This window comes from Gordonia metallireducens (assembly GCF_021245825.1).
GTDB classification, from domain to species: domain Bacteria; phylum Actinomycetota; class Actinomycetes; order Mycobacteriales; family Mycobacteriaceae; genus Gordonia; species Gordonia namibiensis.
In genome coordinates, this window is sequence record NZ_JAJQJP010000015.1 from 64,032 (window position 1) to 79,737 (window position 15,706).

The 15,706-nt window shown below is 66.1% G+C and carries 14 protein-coding genes and 1 pseudogene; 14 read left to right on the plus strand and 1 reads right to left on the minus strand.

The window, feature by feature from the left end:
- Nucleotides 1–97: 97 nt before the first annotated feature.
- Entirely contained in the window at nt 98–1,285 is a 1,188-nt protein-coding gene (locus LQD00_RS04210) for a glycoside hydrolase family 76 protein (RefSeq protein ID WP_232715809.1), read from the minus strand.
- A gap of 273 nt (nt 1,286–1,558) precedes the next feature.
- Here LQD00_RS04210 and rplJ point away from each other — a divergent pair, with 273 nt between their 5' ends.
- The 14 genes and pseudogenes from rplJ (at nt 1,559) to LQD00_RS04280 (ending at nt 15,482) form a co-directional block, all read left to right on the plus strand.
- Nucleotides 1,559–2,083 (plus strand): 50S ribosomal protein L10, encoded by a 525-nt coding sequence (gene rplJ, locus LQD00_RS04215; protein ID WP_006865201.1) that lies wholly within the window; start codon nt 1,559–1,561, stop codon nt 2,081–2,083.
- 81 nt (nt 2,084–2,164) lie between these two features.
- Nucleotides 2,165–2,554, plus strand: coding sequence for a 50S ribosomal protein L7/L12 (rplL, locus tag LQD00_RS04220; protein ID WP_006865200.1), 390 nt, complete (start codon nt 2,165–2,167; stop codon nt 2,552–2,554).
- 155 nt (nt 2,555–2,709) lie between these two features.
- A pseudogene (locus LQD00_RS04225) lies at nt 2,710–3,103 on the plus strand (hypothetical protein); the annotation flags it as partial.
- Between the two features lie 384 nt (nt 3,104–3,487).
- The gene (locus tag LQD00_RS04230; protein WP_006865198.1) at nt 3,488–4,726 is read left to right on the plus strand and encodes an ABC transporter ATP-binding protein; all 1,239 of its coding nucleotides are present in this window, start codon (nt 3,488–3,490) and stop codon (nt 4,724–4,726) included.
- A 2-nt stretch (nt 4,727–4,728) separates the two neighbouring features.
- A complete protein-coding gene (locus tag LQD00_RS04235; protein ID WP_006358237.1) occupies nt 4,729–5,535 on the plus strand; it encodes an MlaE family ABC transporter permease in 807 nt (268 codons plus the stop codon).
- A 2-nt stretch (nt 5,536–5,537) separates the two neighbouring features.
- Nucleotides 5,538–6,419, plus strand: a complete 882-nt coding sequence (locus LQD00_RS04240) for an MlaE family ABC transporter permease (RefSeq protein ID WP_006865197.1) — start codon at nt 5,538–5,540, stop codon at nt 6,417–6,419.
- A 2-nt stretch (nt 6,420–6,421) separates the two neighbouring features.
- On the plus strand, nt 6,422–7,753 hold the full coding sequence (locus LQD00_RS04245; RefSeq protein ID WP_006865196.1) for an MCE family protein: 1,332 nt from the start codon (nt 6,422–6,424) through the stop codon (nt 7,751–7,753).
- Nucleotides 7,750–8,832: an MCE family protein gene (locus LQD00_RS04250; protein ID WP_232715810.1), complete on the plus strand. Its 1,083-nt coding sequence runs from the start codon at nt 7,750–7,752 to the stop codon at nt 8,830–8,832. Before LQD00_RS04245 ends, LQD00_RS04250 begins: the two co-directional genes overlap by 4 nt.
- Nucleotides 8,833–8,837: 5 nt before the next feature.
- Nucleotides 8,838–9,923 (plus strand): MCE family protein, encoded by a 1,086-nt coding sequence (locus tag LQD00_RS04255; protein WP_232715811.1) that lies wholly within the window; start codon nt 8,838–8,840, stop codon nt 9,921–9,923.
- The gene (locus tag LQD00_RS04260; protein ID WP_232715812.1) at nt 9,923–11,290 is read left to right on the plus strand and encodes an MCE family protein; all 1,368 of its coding nucleotides are present in this window, start codon (nt 9,923–9,925) and stop codon (nt 11,288–11,290) included. The genes LQD00_RS04255 and LQD00_RS04260 overlap by 1 nt, the downstream gene beginning before the upstream one ends.
- Nucleotides 11,290–12,618 (plus strand): MCE family protein, encoded by a 1,329-nt coding sequence (locus LQD00_RS04265; RefSeq protein ID WP_232715813.1) that lies wholly within the window; start codon nt 11,290–11,292, stop codon nt 12,616–12,618. Before LQD00_RS04260 ends, LQD00_RS04265 begins: the two co-directional genes overlap by 1 nt.
- Nucleotides 12,615–13,856 (plus strand): MCE family protein, encoded by a 1,242-nt coding sequence (locus LQD00_RS04270; RefSeq protein ID WP_232715814.1) that lies wholly within the window; start codon nt 12,615–12,617, stop codon nt 13,854–13,856. Before LQD00_RS04265 ends, LQD00_RS04270 begins: the two co-directional genes overlap by 4 nt.
- Before the next feature lie 94 nt (nt 13,857–13,950).
- Nucleotides 13,951–14,613: a hypothetical protein gene (locus LQD00_RS04275; RefSeq protein WP_232715815.1), complete on the plus strand. Its 663-nt coding sequence runs from the start codon at nt 13,951–13,953 to the stop codon at nt 14,611–14,613.
- Complete coding sequence (locus LQD00_RS04280; protein WP_232715816.1) at nt 14,613–15,482, plus strand: ARC6/PARC6 family protein; 870 nt, start codon at nt 14,613–14,615, stop codon at nt 15,480–15,482. Before LQD00_RS04275 ends, LQD00_RS04280 begins: the two co-directional genes overlap by 1 nt.
- The last annotated feature ends 224 nt before the right edge of the window (nt 15,483–15,706 follow it).

A 15,706-nucleotide genomic window follows, 5' to 3' on the forward strand; every position in this document is an offset into this window, starting at 1 on the left:
TCAGTGTGTTCCAGGTCACCTCACGCGTTCGCTGAAGAATAGCTCAGCTCCGGTATCGGATGGCTAACCAGGTGGCCTCGGTTTGGCCATCGGAGGTCTACGGCTGGTCACATTCCGGTAGCGACAGGTCGATCGCGGCGGCCGCCTCGAGAACCATCCACGCCGACAGTTGCACCGACAGGTCGCGTTCGGGGACCTCCGAGGGCATCACCGCACCCGCCACGAACTGGGCTTTCTTGCCCGCGGCGGTGGGTACGACGGCCTGGCTGCGCCAGTCGCTGGGAAATACGACGCGGCCGCGGACCTCGGTGCGGTTCGACCACGCCGCATCGGCGCTCGAGATCACGATCCGGGCTGCCCGGGCACGCAGTTCATCCGAACCGTCGACATCCGGGAGGTCGGTGGCGATGAGCCCGAGATAACGGGCGAGCACCCCGTGGAACAGACCGCCGTCGCCACCACCTCCGCCGTGGATCACCCCGTCGGTGCACGAATGCTTCTCGACGGCACCGAGCAGACGGGCCAGACGGTCCAGATGTCGCTGGTCACCGGTTGCGCGGAAGGCTTCCAGCTCGGCGCCGAGAACGACGCCCTGACAGTAGGTATAGGTACCGGTCTCGGCCTTCAGTGAACCGTCGGGCTGCTTCTTCAGGCCGTCGATGACCAGGTGCGTCTTCGGGTCGATGAGGTTGGCGTCCATCCAATCGCACATCGCCACAGCACGTTCGACGTGACCGGTACGGGCGACCAGGATCGCGGCGGGGCCGTTCGCCGGGGCGTTGAAGAACTGGTCGGTCGTGCGCCAGGGGATGCCGCCGCCGTCCTCGGGGACCCACGCGTCGAGCATCCGTCGCGTCAAGACCTCCAGGCCCCGCCGGTGGTCGAGGTCGAGGTGACGGTCGGCGCGTTCGATCGCCAACCCCAACCAGGCCATGTCGTCGTAGTAGTTGTTCGTCCACCGTCCGAGGTTGCGGACCTTGATCCCGCGCACCACCCGATTCGCGTCGTCGGCGACATCGGGATCGAAGGAACGGTCGCCGTACCCCGAGCCCTCGGGTCGGTGGATCGCGGCGTCGACGAGCAGGTCGACGAGATGCGCATGCCACCAGTAATGCCAGGATCCGAGATGCGCCGCGACGAACCCGATCGGCCACGCGACCGCCGCCGTGCGCGTCGCCGGCAACCAGAAGGCCCGCTGCAGGTGCCGCGCCGTGACAGCGTCCATGGCGGCCTGCGCCCGCTCGTTGGGGTCGTGCACCTCGGTCGATTTGGTTTGTTCCCCCACAAGGACGTAGCCTAGTCGTCGGTGTGATGCACAACCGTGCGTCGTATCGGTTCAACCAGAGACCGTTGGTCGTCGGGAACTCCCGAACGAAGGCGCGACAGAGTCGCCGGCCCACGCAGGATGAACGAGGAATGTGGTCCCACACATCAGTGTGCGTCTTCACGCCCCGTGCCTGCGTGCCGGGGCGTTTGTCATTTCCGCCGTCGATCGCCTCCACGGCCCGTCGCTCAGTTGAACCCGACCAACTCAAGTGACGAGGAGAGGAGGCGAAGTATGGCCAAGTCCGAAAAGGTCGCCGCTGTTGCGGAGATCGCAGAGCAGTTCAAGGGCTCCACGGCGGCAGTGGTCACGGAATACCGTGGACTCACCGTCACCCAGATCTCCCAGCTGCGACGTTCCCTCGGTGAGGGTGCAACCTACTCCGTCGCCAAGAACACCCTGGTGAAGCGTGCCGCAGCTGATGCGGGCGTGGAAGGGCTCGACGAGCTGTTCACCGGTCCGACCGCCATCGCCTTCATCGAAGGTGAGCCGGTTGTGGCCGCGAAGGCGATCAAGACGTTCGCCAAGGACAACAAGGCTCTGGTCATCAAGGGCGGGTACATGGACGGCCGCGCGCTGTCCGTTGCCGAGATCGAGCAGATCGCCGACCTTGAGACCCGTGAGGTCTTGCTGGCCAAGCTCGCCGGCGCCATGAAGGGCAACTTGGCTAAGGCAGCCGGTCTGTTCAACCAGCCGGCATCGCAGGTCGCGCGTCTCGCAGCGGCCCTGCAGGAGAAGAAGAACGAAGCCGGCGAATAACTCGCCGCACCAAAGCCAGTCCCCGGACCGTACGGGGATGCACACCAACCCCGTACGGGGACTTACAGGAAGGACGCCACCATGGCGAAGCTCACCGCTGACGAGCTCATCGAGCAGTTCAAGGAACTGACCCTGCTGGAGCTCAGCGATTTCGTGAAGAAGTTCGAAGAGGTCTTCGAGGTCACCGCGGCCGCTCCGGTCGCCGTTGCCGCTGCAGGCGCACCGGCTGCCGGTGGCGCCGAGGCTGCTGCCGAGCAGGACGAGTTCGACGTCATCCTCGAGGGTGCCGGCGACAAGAAGATCCAGGTCATCAAGGTCGTCCGCGAGGTCGTCTCGGGTCTGGGCCTGAAGGAGGCCAAGGACCTCGTCGAGGGTGCTCCGAAGGCTCTCCTGGAGAAGGTCGACAAGGAGGCCGCCGAGGCTGCCAAGGCCAAGCTCGAAGAGGCCGGCGCCAAGGTTTCTGTCAAGTAAGACTCTCTTACTCGACTCCACGAGCCCGGGACAGCGTTTGCTGTCCCGGGTTCGTTGTCGTTCGGGGGTCTGGATTGATGTCGCGCGCGACCTCGATCCGGCCGCGCGAGCTCGGCTGAGTGTGCGTCGCCGGGTTGATGGCCGCCCGAGCGGGGTGGCCGAACGTGGGTACCGATCGTCGCGCTCTCACCTTCGCCGACCCCGGTCGGAGAGCGTCGGGGAATCGTGGAGTCGTGCGCAGATGATCGCGGCCGGGCTGCCGCTGCCTCGTGTCCAGCACACGTTCCAGATCCCCGATGGGGAAGCGAGGTCGGACTCCGACGGGGACGGCCGAGTCGTCGGTGAGTTCGACGGCCTGCAGAAGTATGGTCGGCTGCTGCGCCCGGGGAGACGGCGGCCGCAGCGTTGATCCGCGAGAAGAAGCGAGAGGACGCGCTCCGGGCGCAAGGAATCATGGCGATCCGCTGGACCTGGTCCACTCTGGAACGCGGAGAGTTGGTCGAATCGATTCGGCCTTGGGTGGTGCCTGCCGGACTCCTGGCGGCCTGACCGGACCGTACTCCGGGGGATGGTTGGTGCGCTTCGTGGACGTCCGTCTCCCGACGGCAAGTCGCGTGCGACTCCATTCCGGCCCAACGACTTCGGTCGATGTCGCACGGTCGAAACGGCGTCCACCCGAGTGACCTGCGACTCTGCGTCGGGCGTCACAGGGGGTGGTTATGTCCGACTTCCCTCACTTCGTTCCATCCGCTAATGTCATCGACGCGACGAGGGTTACCGGTTGGTAGCTTCCTCGTCGTCAACGCTGAGTAGCTCCGGTCGCGTTGTGGGTGGACTCTGGTCGGTTACAGTGACCCCAACCACAAATGCCACCGGCTGGTGTGCGGCCACACCGTGGCCGCTCTCGGGGGCAGCGAACGTCTGGAGGAAGTTGTGGGTGTAGAGGTCAGTGTCGAGGGGCTCACCAAGTCGTTCGGATCTCAGAACATTTGGCGTGATGTCACTCTGACCCTTCCGGAGGGAGAGGTCTCCGCACTGCTCGGACCGTCGGGTACGGGTAAGTCGGTGTTCCTGAAGACCTTGATCGGTCTGCTGCATCCCGAGCAGGGCTCGGTGATCATCGACGGCACCGACATCACGCAGTGCTCGGCGAAGGAGCTCTACGAGATCCGTAAGCTGTTCGGCGTCCTCTTCCAGGACGGTGCGCTGTTCGGTTCGATGAGCCTGTTCGACAACATCGCGTTCCCCCTTCGTGAGCACACGAAGAAGAAGGAGAACGAGGTCCGCGACATCGTCATGGAGAAGATCGACCTGGTCGGTCTGACCGGTGCCGAGGACAAGCTCCCCGGCGAGATCTCCGGCGGTATGCGCAAGCGCGCCGGCCTGGCCCGCGCCCTCGTTCTCGATCCCCAGATCATCCTGTGCGACGAGCCGGACTCGGGTCTGGATCCGGTTCGTACCGCCTACATCTCGCAGCTGTTGATCGACATCAACGCGCAGATCGACGCGACGATCCTGATCGTGACGCACAACATCAACATCGCTCGTACGATCCCGGACAACATCGGCATGCTCTTCCGCAAGGAACTGGTGATGTTCGGTCCGCGCGAGCAGCTGCTGACCTCGGAGCAGCCGGTGGTCAAGCAGTTCCTCTCCGGCGACCGTTTCGGTCCGATCGGCATGTCCGAGGAGAAGGACGAGGCCGTCCAGAAGCAGGAAGAGGCGATGCAGGCCGCGGGTATCTCCGGTGGTGGCACCAAGGAGGACTTCACCGAGATCATCCCGCAGGTCCAGCCCAATCCCGGTATGCCCGAGCGCAAGGCCGTCGCCCGTCACCGTGAGCGCGTCCACGCGATGCTGCCCGACCTGCCGAAGAATGCGCAGGAGGCGATCCTGCGCAGCCAGGAGCAGGAAGACCAGATCCGCGCCGAGAGCCGCGCGCACGCCGAGGGCATGGCGAACGAGGGCGGCGGGCGCCACGGCAATTCGGGCGACAACGAATGGACCAAGGCCTCGGACGGGAACGTGGCCGTCGCCGACCCCAAGACCGACGTCATCGACTACGGCGGCAGCGATGCGCCGACCGAGCAGTGGCAGACGCCCGGTGGCGGCGACGCACTGACCAAGCCCAGTCATCGTGCTGCTGACGGGAACGAAGGGCGGACCATCTAGGGATGACGAATGCCACCACGCGTGGCGTCGACCGAATCGCGCAGGCCGGAACAGGTGCTCTCGCCCAGACCGGCAATATTGTTCAGCTCTTCGTCGATGTTGCACGCCAGACCTTTGTGCGCCCGTTCCAGTGGCGGGAGTTCATCCAGCAGGCGTGGTTCATCGCCAGTGTGACGATCCTGCCCACCGCCCTGATCGCGATTCCGTTCGGCGCCATCGTCTCCTTGCAGACGGGCTCGCTGATCAAACAGCTCGGTGCCGAGTCGTACACCGGTGCGGCCAGCGTGCTGGTCGTCATCCAGCAGGGGTCGCCACTGGTGACCTCGCTGCTCATCGCGGGTGCGGCCGGATCGGCGGTCGCCGCCGACCTCGGTTCGCGCACCATCCGTGAGGAGATCGACGCCATGGAGGTGCTGGGCATCAACCCGATCCAGCGTCTCGTGGTCCCGCGCGTGCTGGCCATGGTCCTGGTCGCGATGCTGCTCAACGGCCTCGTCGCCGTCATCGGCATCGGTGGTGGTTACTTCTTCAACGTGGTGGTGCAGGGTGGCACCCCGGGCGCCTACCTGGCGTCGTTCGGTGCTCTCGCCCAGTTGCCCGATCTCTATGTCTCGACGCTGAAGGCAGCCATCTTCGGTGTGCTGGCCGGCGTGGTCGCCTCCTACAAGGGGCTCAACCCCAAGGGCGGACCGAAGGGTGTGGGTGACGCCGTCAACCAGAGCGTCGTCATCACCTTCCTGCTGCTGTTCCTCGCCAACCTGATCATCACTGCGGTCTACCTGCAGATCGTTCCGCCGAAGGGGAGCTAGACGTGACCGATGGTGGCGGTGGCGTGACGATCGCCAAGAGCAGGCCCGAGTACTACATGTACGAGGCCCGCAAACAGCTGGGCAAGCCACTCAAGGTGCTCGACGGTGCCGGCGAGCAGATGTCGTTCTACGGCCGCACGCTCGCGTGGATGCCGAAGACGCTGGTGCACTACACCCGTGAGGTCATGCGCCTGCTCGCCGAAGTCGCCTTCGGCTCGGGCGGACTCGCGGTCATCGGCGGCACCATCGGCGTGATGGTGCTGATGTCGGGCTTCACCGGCGTCGTCGTCGGCCTGCAGGGTTACGCCGCGCTCGACCAGATCGGGTCGCAGGCCCTGACCGGCTTCCTCTCGGCCTACGTGAACACCCGTGAGGTGGCGCCCCTCGTGGCCGGCCTCGCCCTGTCCGCGACCGTCGGTTGTGGCTTCACCGCTCAGCTCGGCGCCATGCGGATCTCCGAGGAGATCGACGCCCTCGAGACGATGGCCGTGCCGTCGATCCCGTTCCTGGTGTCGACCCGCGTGATCGCCGGCTTCATCGCCGTCATCCCGCTGTACGTGCTGGGTCTGCTGTCGGCGTATCTCGCCTCGAGAGTGGTGACGACTGTCTTCAACGGGCAGTCCGGCGGCTCGTACGACCATTACTTCAACCTGTTCCTGCCACCGGCCGACGTGCTCTGGTCGTTCGGCAAGGTGCTGGTCTTCGCCTTCGTGATCATCCTGGTGCACTGCTATTACGGCTACTACGCATCCGGTGGTCCGGCAGGTGTGGGCGTGGCCGTCGGCCACGCGGTCCGAGCGGCGTTGGTCCTCATCGCGGTCCTCGATTTCTTCCTGGGACTCGCCATCTGGGGCACCACCACGACGGTCAGAGTGGGAGGTTAGGCGTGTCGACCCTGCGTAAGAGGCTGCTCGGCCTGGTCTTCTTCATCGTGGTCGCACTGTTCCTGACCGCGACCATCACCAAGTTCAACAAGACGTTCCAGGATTTCACCGACGTCACCCTGTTGACCGACTCCACCGGCAACGCGCTCCCCGCGAACGCCGACGTGAAGGCGCGCGGCATGATCGTCGGCGAGGTCCGCGCGGTCAAGCCCGCGCCGGACGGCTCGGTGGAGGTCATCCTCGGCCTCGATCCGACCAAGGCCTCGGAGCTGTCCGACAAGACCACCGCGCGCATCCTGCCGAAGACGCTCTTCGGTGAGCGGTACGTGGCGCTGCAGGTTCCCGAGGACAACAACGGTCCGACGCTGAAGAACGGCGCGACCATCGAGACCGACAAGAGCGGCAACGCTCTCGAGGTCCAGCAGTTGTTCGACGACCTGCTGCCGGTGCTCGAGGCGATCCCGCCGCAGGATCTCAACGCGACGCTCACCTCGCTGTCGAAGGCGCTGTCGGGTCGCGGCGAGCAGCTCGGCACCACGCTCGAGGAGCTCGACGAGATCTTCGGCGAGGTCAACAAGAACCTGCCCGACCTCGAGGGCACCCTCGAGGGTCTCGCGACCTTCTCGCAGACCTACTCGCAGGCACTGCCCGACGTCGTCGACGCACTGGACTCGTTCCGCACCACGTCGAACACCATCGTCGAACGCCAGGGTGATCTGCGGACACTGATCGCGACCCTCGGTGTGGCCTCGGATGACCTCACCGGTTGGCTCCGCCAGAACCGCACCGACCTGATCGACCTCGCCGTCGACTCCGAGCAGCTCCTCGTCGGGCTGGCCAAGCAGTCCCCGACGTTCGTCTGCACGTTCCGCAACTTCGCGGGTCTGGTCCCCGAATCACGCAACATCGTGGGTCAGGGCACCGAGAACCCCGGCGTGCGCGTGAACCTGCAGTTCGTCAACCCCCGTGGCCGATACCTACCGAACCAGGACGAACCCCGCTTCATGGATCTCGACCCGCCCGCCGTGTGCTACGAGCCCGCCAAGGACGGTCGCCCGTTCCCGCAGTACCCGGGTGGCGGCCTCGCCGACGGCAGCTACCAGCCGCCGTCACGCAACGCCGGCCCGCGCACCGTCAAGTCGCTCCCGCAGCCGCAGTTCAGCGGCATCCCCGCGGGATCGGTCAAGCCCAACCCGTTCGACGACCCGGACTACCGCAAGCAGCTCCAGGTCATCTACGGCGCGACCACCGGTGAGACACCGGAGTCGGTGCCGACCTGGGTCACGATGATCGCCGGCGGCGCCCTCCAGGGAGCGAAGGTCGACATCAAATGAGGTCGATCGTCGCGCCCCTGGTCAAGCTGATCATCTTCGCGGTCGTCACCGTGGTCACCACCAGCCTGCTCGCGCTCACCATCGCGAACGCCGGTGGTGACGGTGACGCGAAGTTCAAGGCCGTCTTCTCTGACGCCACCCTGCTGAACTCCGGAGACGACGTCCGTATCGCCGGTGTTCGCGTCGGACAGGTGGAGAAGGTCGAGGTCTACGACCGCAACCGGGCGATGGTCTCGTTCAACGTCGACCGCGACCGGTTGCCGGACGGCACCCAGCTCTACATCCGCTACCGCAACCTCACTGGTCTGCGGTACCTCGGACTCGAGCAGGGAGCGGGCGACCCGACGAAGACCGTGGGGCAGGGCCACACCTTCGGACTACAGCCGGGACGGGTCGACACGCATCCGCCGGTGAACCTCACCGAACTGTTCAACGGTTTCCGTCCGCTGTTCCAGCAGCTCTCGGCCGAGGACGTCAACAAGCTGACCGAGCAGATCATCGCGATCTTCGACGGTCAGGGCGGCTCGATCACGCGCCTGGTCAGCGACACCGCGGACCTGACGAACGCGATCGCCGACAAGGACAAGGTCATCGGTGACCTGATCGGCAACCTCACCAAGGTGCTCGACACGGTCAACCGCAACGACGAGCAGTTCACCAGCCTCCTCGACAACACCGAGAAGCTCGTGACCGGCCTTGCCGCACAGCGCGGTTCGGTCGGCTCGGCGATCAGCTCGGTCTCGAACCTGACCTCGGTCACGGCGAACATCCTCGGTGCGACACGTCCGTCCATCCAGGGCGACATCGCCGGTCTGAAGTCGCTCGCCGACCAGATCAACAAGCGCGACAAGGACATCGAGGAGACGCTGACCAACCTGCCGATCAAGCTGCAGAAGATCGGCCGGGCCGCGACCTTCGGCTCCTGGTTCCAGTTCTATCTGTGCGGCATCGACGTGGTCGCCGGCACCGGCAAGTCGCCGCTGTTGACGCAGCCGCTGGTACCGCTGCCCGACATCAATCACGTGCTCTACACCAGCGCGGCAACCCGCTGCTGGGCCGACGAGAAGCCAGGGGGGTGACCACGATGGCAGATCAGAACGACAACAAGGACGACGCAGCCGAGGCGGATGCGCCGAAGCAGCACCCCCATCGCCGGTTCGGTGGTCGACGCAGTCCGGTGAGCATCGGTGCCATCGGCATCCTGATCCTGATGATGCTGGGACTCAGCGCGTTCTACCTGACCGACGTCCCGTTGCTGGGTGCGGGAGCCCGCTACACCGCGGAGTTCTCCGAGGCCGCCGGGCTCAAGCCCGGCAACGAGGTGCGCGTCGCCGGTGTGAAGGTCGGCGAGGTCGACGACGTCAAGCTCAACGGCGACAAGGTCGACGTCACCTTCAAGGTGGAGAACACCTGGATCGGTGACCAGACGCAGGCGTCCATCCAGATCAAGACGATCCTCGGTCAGAAGTACCTGTCGCTGAACCCGCGCGGCAGCGAACCCGCCGATCCCGACGTCCCGCTGACCGACACGGTCGCCCCGTACGACGTCATCGAGGCCTTCTCGGCGGCGGCGAACCAGATCGAGGACTTCGACAACGACCAGCTGGCCGAGTCGATGCGCGTGCTCTCCGATGCCTTCTCGGGCACCGCAGGCACCACCGGTCCGGCACTTGACGGCCTGGCGCGTCTGTCCAACACGATCGCCAGCCGCGACCAGGAGGTGCAGAAACTCCTGGCCGCAACCAAGGACACCTCCAAGCTGCTCGCCGATCGCAACGAGGAGTTCGTACGCCTCATCGGCGGTGCCGGACAGCTGCTGGACGAACTGAACAACCGGCAGCAGGCCATCTCCTCGCTGCTCGCGAGCACGACGAGCCTCGGCGACTCGCTCACCGGGATCGTGCGCGACAACGAGGAACAGATCGGACCGGCGCTCGACGCGCTGAAGGGCGTCAATGAGCTGCTACAGCGTCAGAACCAGAACCTCAACGACTCGATCAAGTACATGGCGCCGTTCTACCGGCTCTACGCCAACGTGCTCGGCAACGGTCGCTGGTTCGAGTCGTCCGTCGTGAACCTCCTGCCGCCGGCACTGCCGCAGCAGAACACGACACGTCCGCCCAACAAGAAGACGCTCGAACAGAACAACGGCGGAACGGAGGCAGGCTGATGACCGCACCAGACCTGACACAGACCTCCGGTCCCGGCCGCTGGTTCACCCCGCGCCACATCGTGGCCCTCGTCCTCGGACTGATCCTCGCGCTGGTCGTCGCCGGCGCACTGTGGTGGGTGTTCTCGTCGATGGGGACCACCAAGATCACCGCGACCTTCAAGCGGTCGGTCGGCATCTACTCCGGTTCCGACGTCCGCATCCTCGGTGTCGCCGTGGGCAAGGTCGACTCGGTGACGCCGCAGGGCGACACCGTGAAGGTGACGATGACCGTCGACCGCGGCATCACCCTGCCCGAGGACGTCCGTGCCGTGCAGGTGATCCCGTCGGTCGTCGCCGACCGTTACGTGCAGCTGACCCCCGCCTACTCCGGTGGGCCGAAGGCCGGGCGGGACATCACTCTCGGCGTGGACCAGACCATGGTCCCGGTCGAGGTCGACGAGCTCTACGCCAGCGTCAAGGAACTGTCCGACGCGCTCGGTCCCGACGGTGCCAACAAGACCGACGGCACCGGACGGCAGGGTGCGGTGAGCGAACTCGTCGCGACCGGTGCCGCAAACCTCGAAGGCAACGGCGACAAGCTCGGCGCCGCCATCGAGAACCTGTCGAAGGCCAGCACGACCCTCAGCGATTCGCGCGGGAACCTCTTCGACACCGTCAAGAACCTCAACACCTTCGTCGGCGCCCTGCGCGAGAACGACGCCCAGGTGCGGCAGTTCAACACGCAGATGGCGTCGTTCAACAAGTTCCTCGCCGGTGAGCGCGAACAGCTCGCAGCTGCGCTGAACAAGCTGTCCGTCGCGCTCGGCGACGTGGCGGGATTCCTCGACGACAACCGCGAGCAGATCGGTGAGACCGTCAAGGACCTGCAGCCGACGACGCAGACACTGCTCAACCGCAAGGACAATCTCAAGGAGATCCTGACGGTCCTGCCGGTCACCATCAGCAACCTGATCAACGCCTACGACGCGGAGTCGGGGACCCTGGCGATGCGCCTGACCATCCCGGATCTGCAGGACCTGATCGGTGCGCAGTGCCGTCTGCTCGACCTCGGCCAGTTGCTCCCGGGCAATCCGCAGGCCACGCAGTTCAGCAACACGCTCCGTCCGCTGATCAGCCAGTGTGAGGCACTCGGCAAGCAGATCACCGACGGCGTGCTCGAGCCGATGCTGCCCGTCCTGCCCTTCGGCATCATGAGCAACAACAAGCTGCAGAAGGCTCCGGTACCCGGCACGGTCCCCGGTAATCCCGATCCCGAGCTCGGTTCGGCCGCCACGACCAAGCCGAAGCCGACCACGTCGAAGCCGAAGCCGACGACTTCCAAGCCGTCGCCGTCGAGCACTCCGCGTCCCCGGGGAGGCAACTGATGAACCGACGGTCCATGCGAATGGCCCTGGCCGGTGCAGCCCTGTCACTCACGGTTCTCGTGTCGGGCTGTATGTCCAACGGCATCCAGTCGTTGCCGCTGCCCGGCGGCGTCGACACCGGCAGCAACCCGCGCACCTACAAGATCCAGTTCGACGACGTGCTCGACCTGGTGCCCCAGTCGATGGTCAAGCGCGACGGCATCCCCGTCGGCCGCGTGACCAAGGTCGAGGTGCCGAACGATCAGTGGTTCGCCCAGGTCACGGTCGAGGTCAAGAACGAGGTCGACCTCTCCGACGAGTCCGAGGCGAGCGTTCAGCAGACCTCGCTCCTCGGCGAGAAGTTCGTGTCACTGAGCGAACCGGAGGACAGCGCGAAGGCTCCGCGCCAGAACCCGGCCGAGCCGATCCCGGTGTCGCGGACGCGTACCGCCACCGACATCGAGCAGGTCCTCGGTGCTCTGGCACTGCTGCTCACCGGCGGTGGTATCAACCAGATCCAGCCGATCGTCACCGAACTGAACAAGGCGCTCGACGGCCGGGCCGGCAAGGTCCGCGACCTGATCGACCAGACCGAGAAGCTGATCGCCGGCCTCAACCGCCAGCGTGACGACATCATCGGCGCGATCGACGGGCTGGCCGACCTGTCCGAACGGACCGCGGCGCAGACCGAACAGATCGACCGCATCCTCAAGCAACTGCCCGAGGGCATCGAGGTGCTCGAGGAACAGCGCCCGCAGTTCGTCGACCTGCTGACCAAGCTCGACGAGCTCGGCCAGGTCGGCACCGACGTGCTCGGCAAGTCGCGCAAGGCCCTGATCAACGACCTCAAGGCGCTGCGTCCGGTGCTGACCCAGCTCGCCGCGGCCGCCCCGGACGCGATCACCGCAGCACCGCTGATCCTCACCCACCCGTTCCCGGACTGGCTGCTGCCCGGCGTCAAGGGCGATGCGACCAACCTGTTCATGACCCTGGACCTGCGCATCCTCAACCAGATCGAGGCACTCGGCGTGGGGCAGGGGACACCGAAGTACTCGCCGCCGGCCCGCGTGAAGGTGCCCGTCGACAAGCGGAACCCGTACTACGGCGGTAACGGACCTCGCTACGGCTGGCCGACCATCACGCTGTTGCCGCCCGGCCCGAACTGGCGGCCGGGACCGAACACGCCGCCGTCCGGCGGGCGTTACCCGGCGGCATCGTTCTCACGATCGGCCGAGGGCGCCGGCCCGATGCCCGCGCCTGCGAAGCCGGGACAGGGCATTCTCGACGGCCCGCTCGCGGCGTTGGGTATCGCACCCAAGTCGCAGGCACCTACAGGAGCAGGACGATGACCAGCAGACTCGTCAAGATCCAGCTGATCGTGTTCGTCGTCGTCGGCCTGATCGCGCTGGTGTATGTCGGTGCCAAATATGCGCGGCTCGACAAGCTCGCCGGTGTCGGCATGTACACGGTCACCGCGGAGCTGCCCGATTCCGGCGGCATCTTCACCAACGCCGAGGTCTCGTATCAGGGCGTGCCGGTCGGACGCGTCGGCGGGATGACGCTGACCAAGACCGGCGTCGACGTGAAGCTCGACATCGACTCCGGCGGCCCGGACATCCCGGCGTCGGCGACCGCGGTCGTCGCGTCTCGTTCGGCGATCGGTGAGCAGTACGTCGACCTCCAGCCGACCTCCGCGGAGGGGCCGTACCTGAAGGACGGCGACGTCATCACGAAGTCCAAGCTGCCCGAGCCGCTGGAGGACGTCGTGAAGTCGGCGATCGACTTCACCTCGTCGATCCCGGTGGACGACCTGAACATCGTGATCACCGAGCTCGGGAAGGCGTTCAACGGTCAGAGCGAGAACCTGACCCGCCTCGTCGACTCGCTGGGGAAGCTGTCGCGTGCAGGCGTCGACAACCTGCCCCAGGTCGTGTCGCTGATCCAGGACTCGAACGTCGTCCTCGAGACGCAGGCCGACCAGTCGGATGCGATCCTCACGTGGTCGCGGAACCTCAACCTGGTCACCGCGACTCTCGCGACCTCCGATCCCGACCTGCGTCGTCTGCTCACCACCGGCACGCTGTCGGCGACGGAGATCTCCGAGCTCATCCAGAAGAACGGCAACGACATCTCCAAGGTGGTGAAGGACCTCGCCGAGGTCTCCCGCACCATCGAGCCGGCGACCTACAACATCTCGACGACCGTCGCGATGCTGTCCGCGCTGTCGGCCGGTAGCCACTCGCCGGCGCCCGGTGACGGCCAGATCCACTTCGGCGTCGTCCTCGAGACCAACAACCCCGCCGCATGTACCCGGGGCTACGAGAGCACCGACGCGCTCATGGCCGAGATGCGACGCAAGAACCCGAACTTCGACAAGCACTACGACGAATTCCCGTTCAACACCGAGGCCAAGTGCACCGTGCCGCTCGGCAATCCGACGGGTGTGCGCGGTGCGGATCGTGCGCAGTACGCGAATCCCGCGTACCCGCAGCCGTGGGACTCCACGCCGAAGAAGGACCCCGACAAGCTGAACCTCAACCCGCTGGCCCAGCAGCTCGCAGCGCTGCTCGGCGTGCGGCCCAAGTAGACGAACGCAGGCCGTCCAGGGCCCGGACTCCGCTTCCCGGTGGACTCTCGGCCTTGGCCCGCGCTCAGGAGCGATCTATACAGTGTCTTCTGCTATGACTGGCACCCCCGAACCCTCAGACCCAGCACACTCGGACACTGATCCGACCGAGACGAGCACCCGCCCCGCGGTGACGCGGATCGCCGGTGTCGCGCCGCTCGCCCTGGCGATCATCGCGGTGATCGCGGCGACGGTCTGCGTGGTCGTGTTCGGAGTGCGCGCCTATGACGTCTACGCGAACCAGTACCCCGCGCAGCAGACGCGTGACGACGCCACCCAGGCGGCCGAGCAGGCCGTACTGAACGTCACCACGATCGACCCCACCGATCTCGACGGCTTCAAGAAGCGTGCCGAGGCCTCCCTGACCGGTAAGGCCAAGGACGAGGTGCTCGGCGGCAAGGACGGCAGTGTCCTCGACATGCTGTCGCAGGCGGGACCCGAGGCCGCGAAGCTCAGCGCGCGCCTGGTGCGCAGCGCACCGACCGAGGTCAACCCCGACGAAAAGAAGGCCAAGGTCCTCGTCTACGTCAGCACGACCCTCGAGCGGCCCGGCCAGCCCGGCGTCGACGAGACGCGCGGATTCGACGTGAGCATGGTCAAGGACGGCGACCTCTGGAAGGCCGAGAACCTCCTCGGCCTGGAAGGCATCGCCTACGCAGACGCGGGTCAGGCCGGAAACGGCCAGGCGCCCGCGCCGGCACCGGGAGGCGGAAACTGATGGCCCAGAACCCGAAGAAGCCCGCAGGAAAGCGTCGTCCGACGCCGAAGGTCGCCGGACACACCCGTCCCGGCCGGCCGGAGTCCGACGAGGTCACCACCGACACTGGTGTCTCCCCGTCGACGTCCGACGAGCCGACCACCGACGCAGGTGTCTCCATGTCGAAGTCCGACGAGGTCACCACCGACGAGGCGCCCGCCACGCCCGACCTCACCAAGTCTGATTCCAGCAAGCCCGACCTGACCAAGCCGAAGAGGCCGGTCTCCCGGGTCTCGACCCTGCGTCCCAGCGCGACCGACCCGACCGCGGCGGACGCGGCGTCGGACACCTCCGCGGACGGCCCTCGTGGCCGGCGGGGGAGCGGCGTGGGCGAGAAGGTGCGGTCGACCCCGCTCGCGGCGATCCTCGCCGCGGTCGCGGTGGTGCTCGGCATCGTCGCCCTGGTCCTCGCCTTCCACCCCGGCGCGAGCATCGGCCCGAACAAGGCCTTCATCGAGCGCGAGGCCACCTCGGAGCTGACCGGGCAAGCGCAGCAACGGATCTGCGCGGTGTTCGGTTACGAGCACACCGAGCTCGACGACTGGCAGAAGCGCGCACAGGATGCCCTGACGGGGCAGGCGCGCGAGGAGTTCGACAAGACCTTCAAGGCGCAGAAGGACCTGATCACGCAGACCAAGACCGGTGCCGAGTGCCGGGTCGACGCCCTGGGCGTCAAGGACCTGACCGGCGACCGTGCGACCGTGATCGCCAACCTGATCATCAGCGAGACGCAGAACAGCATGGCCACCAACAGCGGGGCCCCGCGTGCGCAGTTCGCCATGGTCAGGGAGGGCGACACCTGGCGGATCCAGGGCGTCGAGCCGTTCTGATCGCCAGGTCGCCGGGTGAGTCCGGGGACAAGTTCGCGAAATTGGCGCGTACCGCTTGACGTTTGGGCGTTGTCGGGCCAGTCTGTGACCAGCGATTGAGTGCAGGCAGCCACCCGTGCGAAATCGTTTCTTGACGGGCTTGACAAAGTACGTCTATTTTCTGCTACAGTTGGACGTTGCGCTGGCTGCCTCCTGTCCATCAATCGATCCTTCTACGGCCACTC